The sequence below is a fragment of the Streptomyces sp. NPDC093260 genome, assembly GCF_040683715.1.
GTDB classification, from domain to species: domain Bacteria; phylum Actinomycetota; class Actinomycetes; order Streptomycetales; family Streptomycetaceae; genus Streptomyces; species Streptomyces sennicomposti.
The window spans coordinates 84,955-98,923 of record NZ_JBFBEK010000032.1 but is presented as its reverse complement, the minus strand read 5'-3'; the positions used below and the strand labels follow the sequence as shown (position 1 = coordinate 98,923).

Annotated in this window: 12 protein-coding genes; 7 read left to right on the top strand and 5 right to left on the bottom strand. The window is 74.3% G+C overall.

Translation table 11 applies throughout. The annotated features are described in order from the left end of the window. Positions 1-192: 192 nt before the first annotated feature. Positions 193-1,695 (top strand): acyl-CoA synthetase, encoded by a 1,503-nt coding sequence (locus AB0N63_RS30820; RefSeq protein ID WP_365534078.1) that lies wholly within the window; start codon positions 193-195, stop codon positions 1,693-1,695. 55 nt (positions 1,696-1,750) lie between these two features. Here the strand turns inward: AB0N63_RS30820 and paaK are convergent, their stop codons facing one another. Further along, positions 1,751-3,043, bottom strand: a complete 1,293-nt coding sequence (paaK, locus tag AB0N63_RS30815; protein ID WP_365534076.1) for a phenylacetate--CoA ligase PaaK — start codon at positions 3,041-3,043, stop codon at positions 1,751-1,753. Positions 3,044-3,304: 261 nt separating this feature from the next. On the opposite strand from paaK, the gene AB0N63_RS30810 reads away from it, so the two are divergent. From AB0N63_RS30810 to AB0N63_RS30800, 3 genes are all read left to right on the top strand, one after another. Beyond that, positions 3,305-3,547, top strand: a complete 243-nt coding sequence (locus tag AB0N63_RS30810; protein ID WP_358866610.1) for a DUF397 domain-containing protein — start codon at positions 3,305-3,307, stop codon at positions 3,545-3,547. 135 nt (positions 3,548-3,682) lie between these two features. Then, positions 3,683-4,588, top strand: coding sequence for a universal stress protein (locus AB0N63_RS30805; protein WP_365534073.1), 906 nt, complete (start codon positions 3,683-3,685; stop codon positions 4,586-4,588). Positions 4,589-4,732: 144 nt separating this feature from the next. Then, positions 4,733-5,230, top strand: a complete 498-nt coding sequence (locus AB0N63_RS30800; protein ID WP_019985769.1) for a hypothetical protein — start codon at positions 4,733-4,735, stop codon at positions 5,228-5,230. A gap of 57 nt (positions 5,231-5,287) precedes the next feature. Here the strand turns inward: AB0N63_RS30800 and AB0N63_RS30795 are convergent, their stop codons facing one another. Together AB0N63_RS30795 and AB0N63_RS30790 are read right to left on the bottom strand one after the other, a co-directional pair. Next, entirely contained in the window at positions 5,288-7,192 is a 1,905-nt protein-coding gene (locus AB0N63_RS30795; RefSeq protein ID WP_365534070.1) for an N-acetylmuramoyl-L-alanine amidase, read from the bottom strand. A gap of 451 nt (positions 7,193-7,643) precedes the next feature. Next, entirely contained in the window at positions 7,644-8,780 is a 1,137-nt protein-coding gene (locus tag AB0N63_RS30790; RefSeq protein WP_365534068.1) for an aminoglycoside phosphotransferase family protein, read from the bottom strand. Between AB0N63_RS30790 and AB0N63_RS30785 the strand changes: the two genes are divergently transcribed. Together AB0N63_RS30785 and AB0N63_RS30780 are read left to right on the top strand one after the other, a co-directional pair. Beyond that, positions 8,779-8,955 carry a hypothetical protein gene (locus AB0N63_RS30785; protein WP_365534066.1) on the top strand — a complete coding sequence of 59 codons (177 nt, stop codon included), beginning with the start codon at positions 8,779-8,781 and terminating at the stop codon, positions 8,953-8,955. The genes AB0N63_RS30790 and AB0N63_RS30785 overlap by 2 nt on opposite strands. 59 nt (positions 8,956-9,014) lie before the next feature. Further along, on the top strand, positions 9,015-10,508 hold the full coding sequence (locus AB0N63_RS30780; protein ID WP_365534065.1) for a hypothetical protein: 1,494 nt from the start codon (positions 9,015-9,017) through the stop codon (positions 10,506-10,508). Positions 10,509-10,626: 118 nt separating this feature from the next. On the opposite strand, the gene AB0N63_RS30775 is transcribed toward AB0N63_RS30780, so the two are convergent. After that, positions 10,627-12,054 (bottom strand): SpoIIE family protein phosphatase, encoded by a 1,428-nt coding sequence (locus AB0N63_RS30775; RefSeq protein WP_365534063.1) that lies wholly within the window; start codon positions 12,052-12,054, stop codon positions 10,627-10,629. A gap of 414 nt (positions 12,055-12,468) precedes the next feature. Here AB0N63_RS30775 and AB0N63_RS30770 point away from each other — a divergent pair, with 414 nt between their 5' ends. After that, on the top strand, positions 12,469-12,882 hold the full coding sequence (locus AB0N63_RS30770; RefSeq protein ID WP_365534061.1) for an SsgA family sporulation/cell division regulator: 414 nt from the start codon (positions 12,469-12,471) through the stop codon (positions 12,880-12,882). 49 nt (positions 12,883-12,931) lie between these two features. On the opposite strand, the gene AB0N63_RS30765 is transcribed toward AB0N63_RS30770, so the two are convergent. Continuing rightward, positions 12,932-13,957 (bottom strand): Gfo/Idh/MocA family oxidoreductase, encoded by a 1,026-nt coding sequence (locus tag AB0N63_RS30765; protein ID WP_365534060.1) that lies wholly within the window; start codon positions 13,955-13,957, stop codon positions 12,932-12,934. Positions 13,958-13,969: the final 12 nt, after the last annotated feature.

Genomic DNA, 13,969 nt, shown 5'->3' with positions numbered 1-13,969 from the left:
CCCCGCCGTACTCACCCTGCACAATTCCCCCGCCCCCACTGTGTAAATCACGGCCTAATAAACCTCTCCCCCCCCCCCCCCCCCCCGGGGCCCCCCCCCCCCCGGGGGGCGGGGGCCCCGCGCCGCGCGCCCCGCGCTCCGGGACGTCCTGCTCCTTGACCTGCCCCCGCCGCGGGCCGAGGATCGACTGCCATGACGTCTGGACACGGCAGCACGGTCGACGCGGTCCTGCGGCGCAGCGCCCGGCGCACCCCCGCCCGGGTCGCCGTCGAGTACGGCGAGCGCTCCTGGACATACGCCGAACTCGACGACGCCGTCTCGCGCGCGGCCGCCGTCCTGCTCGGCCGGGGCCTCGCCCCCGGCGACCGGGTCGCCGCCTACGGCCACAACTCCGACGCCTACCTGATCGCCTTCCTCGCCTGCGCCCGCGCCGGCCTGGTGCATGTGCCCGTCAACCAGAACCTCACCGGCGCGGACCTCGCCTACCTGGTGGAACAGTCCGGCAGCGCCCTCGTCCTCACCGACCCGGATCTCGCCGGACGGCTGCCGCAGCACGCCGGACGGTTGTCGCTGCGCGACACCGGCGACTCGCTGCTAGCCCGTCTGGCCGGCACCCCGCCGTACGACGGCCCCGAGCCGCGCGCCGAGGACCTGGTGCAGCTCCTCTACACCTCCGGCACCACCGCGGCGCCCAAGGGCGCGATGATGACCCACCGGGCGCTGGTCCACGAGTACCTGAGCGCGATCAGCGCCCTCGACCTCCAGGCGGGTGACCGGCCGGTGCACTCGCTGCCGCTCTACCACTCGGCGCAGATGCACGTGTTCCTGCTGCCCTACCTCGCCGTCGGCGCGACGAACATCGTCCTCGACGCCCCGGACGGCGACCGCATCCTGGACCTGGTCGAGGCCGGCCGCGCCGACAGCCTGTTCGCCCCGCCCACGGTGTGGATCGCGCTGGCCGGCCGCCCCGACTTCGACACCCGCGACCTCGGCGGGCTGCGCAAGGCGTACTACGGCGCCTCGATCATGCCGGTGCCCGTGCTGGAACGGCTGCGCGCCCGCCTGCCGCACCTGGCGTTCTACAACTGCTTCGGGCAGAGCGAGATCGGCCCGCTGGCCATGGTCCTCGGCCCCGACGAGCACACCGGCCGGCTGGACTCCTGCGGCCGGCCGGTGCTGTTCGTGGACGCCCGCGTGGTCGACGAGGACGGCAAGGACGTCCCGGACGGCACGCCCGGTGAGATCGTCTACCGCTCCCCGCAGCTGTGCGAGGGCTACTGGGACAAGCCCGAGGAGACGGCCGCCGCCTTCCGCGACGGCTGGTTCCACTCCGGCGACCTCGCCGTCCGCGACGCCGACGGCTACCACACGGTCGTGGACCGGGTGAAGGACGTCATCAACTCCGGCGGCGTGCTGGTCGCCTCCCGCCAGGTCGAGGACGCGCTGTACTCCCATCCGCGGGTCGCCGAGGCCGCGGTGGTCGGCCTGCCCCACGAGCGCTGGATCGAGGCCGTCACCGCGTTCGTCGTCCCGCGCGGCGAGGTCACCGAGGCGGAGCTGATCGCCCACGCCCGGGAGAGCCTCGCCGCCTTCAAAGCGCCCAAGCGGGTGGTCTTCGTGCCGGAGCTGCCGCGCAACGCCAGCGGCAAGATCCTCAAGCGGGACCTGCGCGACCGGTTCGCTGCGAAGGAGTGACGCCCGGGGGCCGGGGCGACCGGGGCGGGCGGCCCGCCGGGACGGCCGGGCAGGCTCAGGACCGCAGGTCCACGATCCGCCTGATCTTGCCCACCGACCGCTCCAGGGACTCCGGCTCCACTATCTCCACCGCCACCGACACCCCGACGCCGTCCTTCACCGCCGCCGCGATGGACCGGGCGGCGGCCTCGCGGACCTCGGGGCCCGCGCCGGGACGCGCCTCGGCCCGGACGGTGAGGGCGTCGAGACGGCCCTCGCGGGTCAGCCGCAGCTGGAAGTGCGGGGCGACGCCCGGGGTGCGCAGCACGATCTCCTCGATCTGGGTCGGGAAGAGGTTCACCCCGCGCAGGATCACCATGTCGTCGCTGCGGCCGGTGATCTTCTCCATCCGCCGGAAGACCCGCGCCGTGCCCGGCAACAGCCGGGTCAGGTCCCGCGTGCGGTAGCGGATCACCGGCATCGCCTCCTTGGTGAGCGAGGTGAACACGAGTTCGCCCTCGGCGCCCTCGGGCAGCACCTCGCCGGTGACCGGGTCGACCACCTCGGGGAAGAAATGGTCCTCCCAGACGTGCAGACCGTCCTTGGTCTCCACGCACTCCTGCGCCACCCCCGGCCCGATCACCTCCGACAGGCCGTAGATGTCGACCGCGTCGATCCCGAACCGGTCCTCGATCTCCCGCCGCATCTCCTCCGTCCACGGCTCGGCCCCGAACACGCCCACCTCCAGCGAGGTGGAGCGCGGATCGACGCCCTGCCGCTCGAACTCGTCGAGCAGGGTGAGCATGTAGGACGGCGTCACCATGATGATCCGCGGCCGCAGATCCTGGATCAGCCGCACCTGGCGGGCGGTCATGCCGCCGGAGGCGGGCACCACCGTGCAGCCGAGCCGCTCCGCGCCGTAGTGCGCGCCCAGCCCGCCGGTGAACAGGCCGTACCCGTACGCCACGTGCACCACGTCGCCGGGGCGGGCGCCGGCCGCGCGCAACGAGCGGGCCACCACGTCCGCCCACATCGACAGATCGCCCTCGGTGTAGCCGACGACCGTGGGACGTCCGGTGGTGCCGCTGGAGGCGTGCAGGCGGCGCACCCGGTCGAGGGGCACGGCGAACATCCCGTACGGGTAGTTCTCGCGCAGGTCCGCCTTCGTGGTGAACGGGAACCGCGCCAGGTCGGCGAGGGAGCGGCACTCGTCGGGGCGTACGCCCGCCTCGTCGAACGACTCCCGGTAGAACGGCACGTTCTCGTACGCGTGCCGCAGCGAGGAGCGCAACCGCTCGAGTTGCAGCGCCCGCAGCGCCCCGGCGTCGAGCCGTTCCCCCGAGTCCAGAAGCTGGTCCGCGTCCGCCATCGGGACTCTCCTCACCTACCACGACAACCCGGTCGACCGATCATTCGGTCGAGATGTCGGGGAGAGTAGTCCAGGCCCCCCGCCACCAGGCAAGGGGCCGGCGGGGAAAACCCGGCCGGACCGGCGCCGCCCGAGTCCCCGCGCCGCGTCCCGGCGACCAGCCGCCCGGCTCCTCGAAGGTCCCCCTCACGTGGCCTGTCGGCGGCCCGGCGCGATCGCTAGGCTGACCCGCGGACGACGGAATTCGGGAGGAGCACGGACGTGGCCGAGAGCACTGTCCAGGAGCACCCGCTCGCGGGCTGGGACAAGCCGGAGCTGGACCTCAGCAACGCCGAGTGGCAGTCCAGCAGCCGTGGCCTGGGGGATGTCCAGATCGCCTTTGTCGAGGGATTCATCGCGATGCGCAACAGCGGCCGCCCGGAGAGTCCCTCCCTGATCTTCACCCCGGCGGAATGGGGCGCGTTCGTGTCGGGCGCCCGGGAGGGGGAGTTCGACCTCACCTGAGCGGACGCCCATCAGGGGGTGTTCACCGCGCCTTTGCGGACACGCGACCAGGAAAGCCCCGCCGGGGCCACCGCCTGAGCAAGGCTGGAACCGGCCCCGGCAGGGGAGAGGTCGCCACCCGAAGGTGAGGAATCCATGAGCACCGCACCGGTCGTCGCCGCGGTCGACGGCTCCGACGACAGCCTGCGCGCCCTGGACTGGGCCCTCGACGTCGCCCGGCGCCGCCGGGCGCCGCTGCACGCCGTCCATGTGCGCCAGTACGCCGCCTGGTACCAGCCGGACGTCCTGGTCGCCGGCCCCCCGCAGGGCGCGGACGACCCGGTGCTCGACCAGGCGCGCGCCCACCTCGCGCAGCAGGACAGCGGCGCCACGGCCGTGGAGTACCTCGGCCTGGACGGGCTGCCCGGTGCCCTCCTGCCCGAACTCGGCTCCACCGCACAACTGCTGGTGCTCGGCTCCCGGGGGCGGGGCGGCTTCGCGAGCCTGCTGCTCGGCTCCAACGGCCTCTCCGTCGCCCGCGACGCCGACTGCCCCGTCGTCGTGGTGCCCCGGCCCGACCGCGCCGCCCACGGCGAGCCGCCGGCCGAGCGGGGACCGCGCGTGGTCGTCGGCGTCAACGCCGACAGCCCCGACGAGGCCGTCCTCTCCTTCGCCTTCGCCGAGGCGGCCCTGCGCGGCGCCCGCCTCGAGGTGGTCGCCGCCTACCCGTGGCCCGTCCAGCCCTGGCTCACCCCCGGCGAGATCGCCCCGCCGGTCATCGACCAGGACGAGGTGGAGCGCGACACCCGGGCCCTCGTCGAGGGCCTCCTCGCCCCGCACCAGGCCCGGCACCCCGACGTGCCCGCCGGCACCACCGTGGCGCCCGGAGACGCGGCCGGCCACCTGGTCGCCGCCTCACAGGGCGCCGAGCTGGTCGTCGTCGGCCGGCACCGCCGCCGTCTGCTCGCCCCGGCCCGCATGCTCGGCTCCGTCACCCACGCCGTCCTGCTGCACGCGGCGAGCCCCATCGCGGTCGTCCCCCCGGCGCCGCCGGAGGAGTGAGCGCGGGCGCGCACGCCCCGGCACGCGCGGCACGGCACCGGTGCGCCGGTGCCGTGCCGTACCCCCGCATACGGCGGCACCCGCCCCCCCGGTCGGGTGCCGCCCGCACGTGGCGCGGGACGCCGGGGCACGTACCATGGCGGCATGTCGTTCCTCCGTCGCCGCAGCGCCACCCCCGCCGGGCCCGACTTCGACGTACTGGCCATGGACCCGGGCGACTGGCCCGGCAATCTCGGCGCCGGGCTGCTGCCCGCGCCCGACGGCACCTGCCAGGGCGTCTTCCTGCGCTACGACCTGTTCGGCGGCCGGGGCACCGCGATGATCATCGGCAACCTCCCCGAGGGCTCCCCGGCCCGCGACGTCGCCGACGACGAGGTCCCCTTCGAGGTCGCCCAGCTGCTGCTGGCCCTGGAGAACGACGAGGAGGTCACCGTCGTCGGCACCGAGGACATGCCGGTCCTCCAGGGCGACAACCTCCTGATCGTGCGCCGGCTCAAGCTGTCGGAGAGCCGGATCTCCTGCGTCCAGTTCGACCGCAGTGACGGCGTCCTGGTCACCATCGCCGCCTGGGACCGCCCGATCACCGACGACCTGTACGCCCTCCTCAAGCCGTTGCCCGCCGAGCTGTTCCAGCAGGGCTGACCGGACGGCCACGACCGCGCGGGGCCGGCTCCACACCGGGGCCGGCCCCGCGCGCCGTCACGGCCTAGACGGCTCCATGCGCACGTCCGCCGCCCGGACGAACGCCACCCGGTGGCCGAACTGGATCTCGTAGTAAAGGTCCTTGCCGACGACCACCTTGTGCGAGTCCTCCGTGAAGGTGACCGAGTAGTAGTACTCGCCCGGCAGCACATCGCCGACCACGTACTTCTGCCCCGCGAGCAGCTTGTACGGCAGCGGGCTGACCGACTGCACCGGCACGCCCGCCGGATAGGCCTCCTTCTCCGGGTACGCCCGCCCGTACACCGGGACGCTGTCCAGGCCGGCCTTCGGCGTCACCACCAGACCGGCCGCGTTCACCGCCGTGGGCTGCTGCGCCGGGTTCTGGAACCAGGCCTTCTGCCCCAGGTACCAGATCGCCGTCCAGTCGCCCTGCCGCCCGGCGACCGCGTACTGCTGCCCGGTCTCCGCCCGGGAGGCCACGTCGTTCACGTCGGTGGTGGAGTCGCCGCCGTCCGGACGCAGCCCGATGTCCTTGATCAGCGGCGCGGAGGTGTCGGGCTGCGTGTACAGCCGCACCTCGTTCGAGCCGTGTGCGGCGCACGGCTGCCCGGGCGTCTCGCAGCCGGTGTAGCCGGGCCGGTTGGCGGCGTAGTCCGGGCGGATGGTCACCAGGCCGCCGTTCTTGCCGGCGGTCGGCCCGAACGGGCGGCCCAGCAGCTCGAAGTAGTGCCGCCAGTCCCAGTACGGCCCGGGGTCGGTGTGCATCCCCGGGATCGAGGACGTGGTCGGGCCAGGCACCGTGTCGTGGCCGAGGATGTGCTGCCGGTCCAGCGGGATGCCGTACTCGCCGGCGAGGTACTTCACCAGCCGCGCCGAGGAGCGGTACATCGCCTCCGTGTACCAGGCGTCCGGCGCGGCGAGGAAGCCCTCGTGCTCCAGGCCGACCGAGGTGGCGTTGACGTACCAGTTGCCCGCGTGCCAGGCCACGTCCTTGGCCTTCACGTGTTGGGCGATGTGCCCGTCGGTGGAGCGCAGCGTGTAGTTCCACGACACATAGGTCGGGTCCTGCACCAGGTTGATCACACCGTCCCAGGCGCCCTCGGTGTCATGGATGACGATGTACCGGATGCGCTCCGACGTCGGCCGCCGGCCCAGATCGTGGTTGCCGTAGTCGTCGGTCCCGAACTCCTGGTACGGCGCCGGGATCCACTCGCACGACACCGTCTGCGGACACTCCGTGCCGGCCGCCGAAGCGCGCCGGAGGCCGGTACGGGCCAGCTGGCCGGTGGCCGGGGCGAGCTGCGGCCGGGCGGCCAGGACGACGCGCTGCCCGGTGTCCGTGGTGCGCTCCTCGCCGGACCGGATCACGCCGAACACGTCGTTCGCGTACGCCGCCGCCGTGGCGCTGTCGTCCGCGCCGGAGAACCGGGCCACGGCGCCGTACCAGTCGGCGGGGTCCGCGCTCAGCGGCTCGCCGAGCCTCCGCTGCGCGGCGGCCAGCAGGGCGGCGCCGCCCTCGATGTTCGCGGCCTCGTCGGTGCGCAGCCGCTCGGCGGGCAGGCCGGTCAGCCCGGCCGCCGCGGTCAGCGTCTTCAGCCGGACGGGCAGCTGCGCCTCGGTGGGCACCGTCTGCGAGGGGTGCAGGGCGGGGCGCGCGCTGTCGCCGCGCGCGTCCTCGGCGCTGTCGCTGTGGTGCGGGGCGCGGGCGAGGGCGGTGTGCGCGTCGGTCAGGTGCATCGGGCCGTAGCCGCCGGTGACGCTCGGCGCGCCGCCGTGCCCGTCCCACCGCGACTGGAGATAGGAGACGCCCAGCAGCACGCTGAGCGGTACGTGGTACTCGGCGGCGGCGGAGGTGAACGCCCGCTGCAGCCGGCCGGTGTCGTCCCCGGCGGCCGAGGCGGTCGCGCCGGCGGACGGGGCCGCACCCAGCAGCGGCAGCATCAGCGCCGCGGAGGCGACCGCGGCGGCCGCCGTCCGGCGCGTGCGTCCGCCCGCGCCGGGTGTATGTCCGCGCTCGGGCGCGGGTCTGCGGCCGGGGACGGGACCGGGGTCGGTGGCGGATCCTCGCAATGCAGCCTCCTGGGGCGCTCGGGCGGGGCGGGGCGTGCGGGGCCGGCGTGGATCAGTGGTACCGGCTGGCCGACGATCCGTCAATCATGCGCACACGGAGGCGATTTCCCACGTCAAGCGGGGTTCCGGCGAGTTTCCGGACGGCGGCCCGCAGGCCTGCGGGGCGTCAGTGGCGTACACCAATGGGCACCGGTGGAGGGGCCGGAAGAAGCTGCGGAGGGGCGTCCGGAGAAGAGGCCGCTTCGGGTGACCGGAGGCCGGACATGACCAAGGTCCGCGGTGCGCCGCCGGGGGCGGGCGCGCCACGGACCTGCGTCACACCTCAGCGGGTGCCGACCGCCGCGCGTACGGCCCGGCGGGCCATCTGACAGTCGTCGTGCAGCCGTCGCAGCAGCAGCCGCTGCTCCTCGCCGGCCGACCCGCCGCCGGGCTGGCCGCCGGCCGGGGCGGCATCGCTCATCGAGCGCTGCACGGCCGTCTCGTAGGTGCGGATCTCGCGGGTGAGCACGAGCATCAGGTTCACCAGGAACGCGTCCCGGGCCGCCGGGCCCGCCCCTTGGGCGAGCTGGCTGATCTGCCGCCGCGCCATCGGGGCGTCCCCGAGCACCGACCACAGCGTCGCCAGGTCGTAGCCCGGCAGGTACCAGCCCGCGTGCTCCCAGTCCACCAGGACCGGACCGGCCGGGGAGAGCAGGATGTTGGAGAGCAGGGCGTCACCGTGGCAGAACTGGCCCATGCCCTGCCGTCCCGCCGCCTGGGCGATGCCGTGCAGCAGCTTCTGCAGGTCGCCGAGGTCCCGGTCGGTGAGCAGCCCCGACTCATGGTCCTTGGCGATGCGTTCGGCGTAGTCCAGCGGGGCGTCGAAGGTGCCCGTCGGCGGCCGCCAGGCGTTCAGCCGGCAGATCGCGCCGAGGGCCGCTCTGATGTCCGCCCTCGGCGGCGCCTCCACCGGATGCCGCTGGAGGGCGGCCACCCGGCCCGGGGTGCGCTCGATGACCAGTGTGCAGTTGTCCGGGTCCGCCGCGATCAGCCGGGGCACACGGACCGGAGGCCGGTGCCGGACGAACGAGCGGTATGCCGCTATCTCGTGGCGGTACCGCTCGGCCCATTTGGGGGAGTGGTCCAGTAAACACTTGGCTACGGCTGTGCTGCGTCCCGTCGTGCCGACCAGGAGGACGGACCGCCCGCTGCGGCGCAGGACCTGGACCGGCGCGAACTCCGGACAGATCCGCTGCACCGAGACGAGCGCCGCGCGCAGTTGGGCGCCCTGCGGGCCGGACAGGTCGAGCCGGCCGCTGAGCGGCGGTACGCCGCCGGGCCCCGGGGAGCGCCGCGGGCGGCCCACACCGAGCGCGGGGGCCGTCGCCGTACGCGCGGGGTCGAGGTAGGGGACGCCGACACCCTGGCGGGGGCGCAGCGGCCGGGGCGGGGCGGACACGGAGGACGATGCTGCGTACATGGGCGAGACAGATCCCTTCGTGTGCCTGCTGCTGACGCGCGCTGCCCGGCCCGGCCGCCCGGGTGCACCCTGGGGAATGTCCCTCGGCGACCGGGTCGGGGTGGCGCGTTCCTACCTGACACCCGTCGCCCGGTGGCACACCATCTGGCGCACCCTGGCGAACCCTGGCGAATAGTCGCCCGGCAACTCTCACCGGGTCTACTGTCAACTCAGCCGAGTACCTGGGGGCTTGACGTGACAGGACAACCCAACACCCGTCTCGCGGACCTGTTCGGCCTGGCCGGCTGGTCCAAGGGAGAACTCGCGAGGCTGGTCAACCGGCAGGCGGCGGCGATGGGCCACCCCCAGCTGGCGACCGACACCTCCCGGGTGCGGCGTTGGATCGACACGGGAGAGATCCCGCGCGATCCCGTGCCCCGGGTGCTGGCGGCCCTGTTCACCGAGCGTCTCGGCCGTGTCGTGACCATCGAGGATCTCGGTCTGGTACGGCACGGGCGCACGGGAAGACGGCAGGCCACCGGGGACGTGGAACATCCCGACGGTGTGCCGTGGGCGCCCGAGCAGACCGCCGCGGTCCTCACCGAATTCACGGGAATGGACCTCATGCTCAACCGACGCGGCTTGGTGGGCGCGGGCGCCGCGCTCACCGCGGGCTCCGCACTCAGCGCGGCCATGCACGACTGGCTGCACACCGACCCGACCCTGACGGCCGACGCCCCCCGGCTCACCGACCCCCTGCACGCCGACCCCGCCGGTTTCGACCGCTACGACGCCGCGCCCGTGGGGGCGCAGGAGGTCGAGGAACTGGAACACTCGGTCGAGGTGTTCCGCGCCTGGGACGCGGCCCGCGGCGGCGGGCTCCAGCGCAAGGCGGTGGTCGGCCAGCTCAACGAGGTGGGCGGCATGCTCGCCTACCGCCACCCGCCCCACCTGCAGCGGCGCCTGTGGGGCGTCGCCGCCAACCTCGCCGTCCTGGCGGGCTGGATGTCGCACGACGTGGGCCTGGAACCGACCGCCCAGAAGTACTTCGTCATCGCCGCGCACGCCGCGCGGGAGGGCGGCGACCGGCCGCGGGCCGGCGAGGCGCTGTCCCGCGCGGCGCGCCAGATGGTGCACCTCGGCCGCCCGGACGAGGCCCTGGACCTGATGAAGCTCGCCCAGTCCGGTTCGGGCGACCGGCTCCAGCCGCGCACCAAGGCGATGTTCCACACCATCGAGGCGTGGGCCCAGGCGTCGATGGGCAAGGGTCAGGCGATGCGCCGCACCCTCGGCCAGGCGGAGGACCTCTTCGTCGCCACCCGGGGCGAGGCGGAACCGCTCGACTGGATGCAGACCTTCAAGGACGAGGACCTCTACGGCATGCAGGCCCTCGCCTACCGCACGCTGGCGGAGTTCGACCCGGCCGCCGCCGTGCACGCCCAGCACTACGCGGAGAAGGCCCTCGCGCTGCGGATCGACGGCCGGGAGCGGTCGAAGATCTTCGACCATCTCTCCATGGCCTCGGCGTGCTTCATCGCCGACGACCCCGAACAGGCGGTCGGCTACGCGCGCCTCGCCCTGATGGCGATGGGCTCCAACTCCTCCCAGCGCACCTGGGACCGGCTGCGGCAGATGTACCGGCTCACCGCCCAGTACGCGACCTACCCGAAGATCCACGAACTGCGGGAGGAGATCCGGCAGGTGCTGCCCAAGCCGAGGAGCAAGGGCGCCGGCAGCGCGCCGGCGTGACGGCGCCCTCATTCACCGGCGGAGCACCTCCGCGGCGTCATCCGGCCACGACGGCACCGCGTCATCCGGCTACCACGGCACCGTGCCGTACGGCTACGGCACCGCGTCGTGCCGCTACCTACGGCAGCACCCTGGCGACCAGCACCCCGGGTCCGTCGGCGTGCCCGCTCCCGCCGAACTCCGCCAGGACCACCCGCAGACAGTCGCGCGCGCCGCGCGCCGCACCCAAGCGGGGGGCGAGGGCGAGGAGGCGGTGCACGGTGTCCGCCTCGTCCTGTCCGGGCACCGGTCCGCCGGTGCGCAGCACAAGGACGTCACCGGTGTGCAGGGTCTCCTCGGCCTGCCCGGCGGCTGACGGGGCGTCGTCCGGTGCGCCCAGCACCCGGCCGGTCCCGTCGCGGAACAGCAGCGGGGCGGGGCCGCCCGTCCGCGCCCACTCCAGGGTGCGGGTGTCCGGGCGGTAGCGGCAGCACAGGGCGCCGTCGAGGGCCGGTGCGGGGGGCGGGGCGGCGGTCAGCAACTGGTCCAGCCAGGCCAGCTGCCGGTCCGGGGCCGCGCCCGCCATCGCCATGCCGCGCAGGGCCCCCAGCAGCATCGCGGGGTCCGCCACGCCGCCCGGTGCCGGGGCGGCGAGACCGCCGGCGGTGAGAACGGTGGCGCCGTCGGACAGCTCCAGCGCGTCGCACCAGCCGCCCGGGACCGGGCCGTCCGGGGCCGCCACGTCGAGGGCGGGGCCGCCCGGGTGCGGGAGCCGGGGGAAGCCGTGCCACGGGAGGTGCCCGGCGTCCCCCGGCTCGACCGCGAGCCCGTGCCCGATCCGCGTCAGATGCCGGTGGTGGCGCAGCGAGTCACGGGTCTCGCGCACCGCCGACTGGCTCCGGCGCAGTTCGCTGACGTCCCGCAGCACCACCCACATGGCGGCGGTGGCGCCGTCGGCGTCGAGCACGGGCTCGCCCATGAGGTGCACCGTGCGGACCGCGCCGTCCGGCCGTACGACGCGGAACTCCCCGTCCACCGGTCTGGCGTCGACCAGACAGTCGGTGACGAGCGCGGTCAGCAGGGGGCGGTCCTCCTCGAGCACCAGGGAGGGCAGTTCGTCGAGGGTGAGCGCGGGACCGGCGGGGTCCAGGCCGAGGATGCGGTAGAGCTCGACGGACCAGCCGGCCTCGTCCGTGAGCAGGTTCCACTCGGCGCTGCCGACCCGGCCGAGCAGGGAGCCGCAGTGCTCCTCGGCCGGTTCCGCGGGCGCGCCGGAGTCGGTGTCATCGGCGTCGGCGGTGCAGGTGGTGCCGGCCGTGATCGGCAGCGGCGGCGGACCGTCCCGCAGCTGCGCCAAGTGCTCGTCCAGGTCGTGCAGTTGGTGCAGTGCCAGATCGCACAGGGCGCGCTCCCAGCGGCCGCGCGGGTCCGCTGTGTCGCCCGGCGCCTCCCGCCGTACGGCGTCCACCTCGCCCTTGAGCCGGCGCGCCTGGGAGATCAGGGCGTCGACCGCACCGCGTCCCGGCAGCGGTGCCGGTGAGCGGTCCGCGGACAGGTGGGACGGCATGACGCACTCCGATGCGGGAACGGTGGGCCGGGGCGGCAGGAGAACCGCTATGACTGTTGCACAGCGGGCGACGGCCCGTAAGGGATTTGGCAACACCCGAACCGGTGGTGCTTCTGGCATATGCCACAGTCTTCCCGGGGCAGCTCCCAGGTCTCTTCGGTGTAGGCGGCCGGGCCGTCCCGTCGTAGGGCGAGTACGTGAATTGACGAGTCGGCGAGGCGATCCGGCGGACATCCAAGTGGGTGTTCGACGGCAATGTGTTCTATCCCGACCGGTTCATGCCCCACCCCGACAGGAAAGTGACGCACGTCATACAAATCGACCCGGGTGGGGGCGTACGGCGAACGGCCCCTGCGGACTCCTAAGAAGACACGGCGAAAGCGGCCGCCCTCCGACCCGCAGGGGAGACCGACCATGGACATCACCATCGCGCAGACGGTCAGCGCCCGTCTGATCACCCTGGACGAGCGTGACCTCGTCGTGTCGGCCGCCCTCCGCTACGCCGCCGCGGACCCGCTGGCCGTGCACGTGGACTTCCCGCCCGAGGCCTCCGTGGACGGCGACGACGTCTCCTGGACCTTCGCCCGGTCCCTGCTGGAAGAAGGACTCGCCCGGCCGGCCGGGACGGGCGACGTGCGCCTGTGGCCCTGCGGCGAGGCCCGTACGGTCCTCGAACTGCACGCGCCGTCCGGCAGGGCGCTCCTCCAGTTCGACACCCCGGAGCTGCGCCGCTTCCTGCTGCGGACCCATGCCGTCGTCGCGCCCGGCCGGGAGGACGTGGGCGCGGCCGTCGAACGGGGACTCGACGCCCTGTTCGGCACGGTCTGAGGAACCGGGCGGGCGAAACCGCCCACCGTCGCGGCCCGGCCGGCGCTCCTCAACCGCCGGCCGGTGCGTACAGGTCCGGGCGGGGCGCCAGGTCGATCGCCACCCGGCCGCCGTCCTCGAGCGAACGGACGCCGGCCTCGGCGGCGGCCGAGGCGGCGTACCCGTCCCACGCGCCGGGACCGGTGACCCGCCCGCTCCGGGTGGCGTCCACCCATGCCTGCACCTCGCGGTCGTAGGCCTCGGCGAAGCGCACCAGATAGTCCTGCGGCACCTCCCTGCGCGCGCCGCCCCGCGCCGTCACGACCGGCCCCTGCTCCTCGCCGATCCGCACGCTGCCCGCCTCGCCCACGGCCTCGCATCGCACCTGGTAGCCGAACCCGCAGTTGACGAAGACCTCCACGTCCACCAGCGCCCCCCGCTCGGTCTCGAACAGCACGAGCTGCGGGTCCGCCAGGCCCTCGGGCGCGCCCGGGGAGGACGCAGGCCGCAGCACGGTCACCGCGGTCAGCTCCTGCCCGAGCAGCCAGCGCGCCGCGTCGATCTCGTGCGAGACGGAACTGTTGATCAGCATGGCGCTGGTGAAGTGCGGCGGCGAGGACACATTGCGGTGCACGCAGTGCAGCATCAGCGCGCGCCCCAGCTCCCCGTCGTCCAGCAGCGACTTCAGCCGGAGGTACCCGGCGTCGTAGCGGCGCATGAAACCGATCTGGGCGAGGCGCCGGCCGAGCCGCGCCTCGGCCTCCACCACCCGCAGCGCGCCCGCCGAGTCGGGGACCATGGGCTTCTCGCACAGCACCGGCAGCCCGCGCGCGAAGGCGGCGAGCAGCGCCTCCTCGTGCGCGGGCCCGGGCGAGGCGATCAGCACGGCCTCGACGCCGGGCGCGTCCAGGGCGGCCTCGGCCTCGGCGTGCACGGACACCCCGTCGATCCCGCGGGCCGCCTCGGCCGCCCGCGCGGTGTCCGGATCGGCCACCGCCGCCACCCGTGCCCCGCTCACCACCCGGTCCAGGCGCCGTACGTGATCGGCCCCCATGTGCCCGGCACCCAGCACGGCCACGCCCAGCAGATCAGCCACCGGCCGCTCCCT

Coding starts and splice junctions, on each gene's coding strand:
- AB0N63_RS30820 (WP_365534078.1), top strand. CDS start 193: ATGACGTCTGGACACGGCAGCACGGTCGACGCGGTCCTGCGGCGCAGC.
- paaK (WP_365534076.1), bottom strand. CDS start 3,043: ATGGCGGACGCGGACCAGCTTCTGGACTCGGGGGAACGGCTCGACGCC.
- AB0N63_RS30805 (WP_365534073.1), top strand. CDS start 3,683: ATGAGCACCGCACCGGTCGTCGCCGCGGTCGACGGCTCCGACGACAGC.
- AB0N63_RS30800 (WP_019985769.1), top strand. CDS start 4,733: ATGTCGTTCCTCCGTCGCCGCAGCGCCACCCCCGCCGGGCCCGACTTC.
- AB0N63_RS30795 (WP_365534070.1), bottom strand. CDS start 7,192: ATGCTGCCGCTGCTGGGTGCGGCCCCGTCCGCCGGCGCGACCGCCTCG.
- AB0N63_RS30785 (WP_365534066.1), top strand. CDS start 8,779: ATGGGCGAGACAGATCCCTTCGTGTGCCTGCTGCTGACGCGCGCTGCC.
- AB0N63_RS30790 (WP_365534068.1), bottom strand. CDS start 8,780: ATGTACGCAGCATCGTCCTCCGTGTCCGCCCCGCCCCGGCCGCTGCGC.
- AB0N63_RS30775 (WP_365534063.1), bottom strand. CDS start 12,054: ATGCCGTCCCACCTGTCCGCGGACCGCTCACCGGCACCGCTGCCGGGA.
- AB0N63_RS30770 (WP_365534061.1), top strand. CDS start 12,469: ATGGACATCACCATCGCGCAGACGGTCAGCGCCCGTCTGATCACCCTG.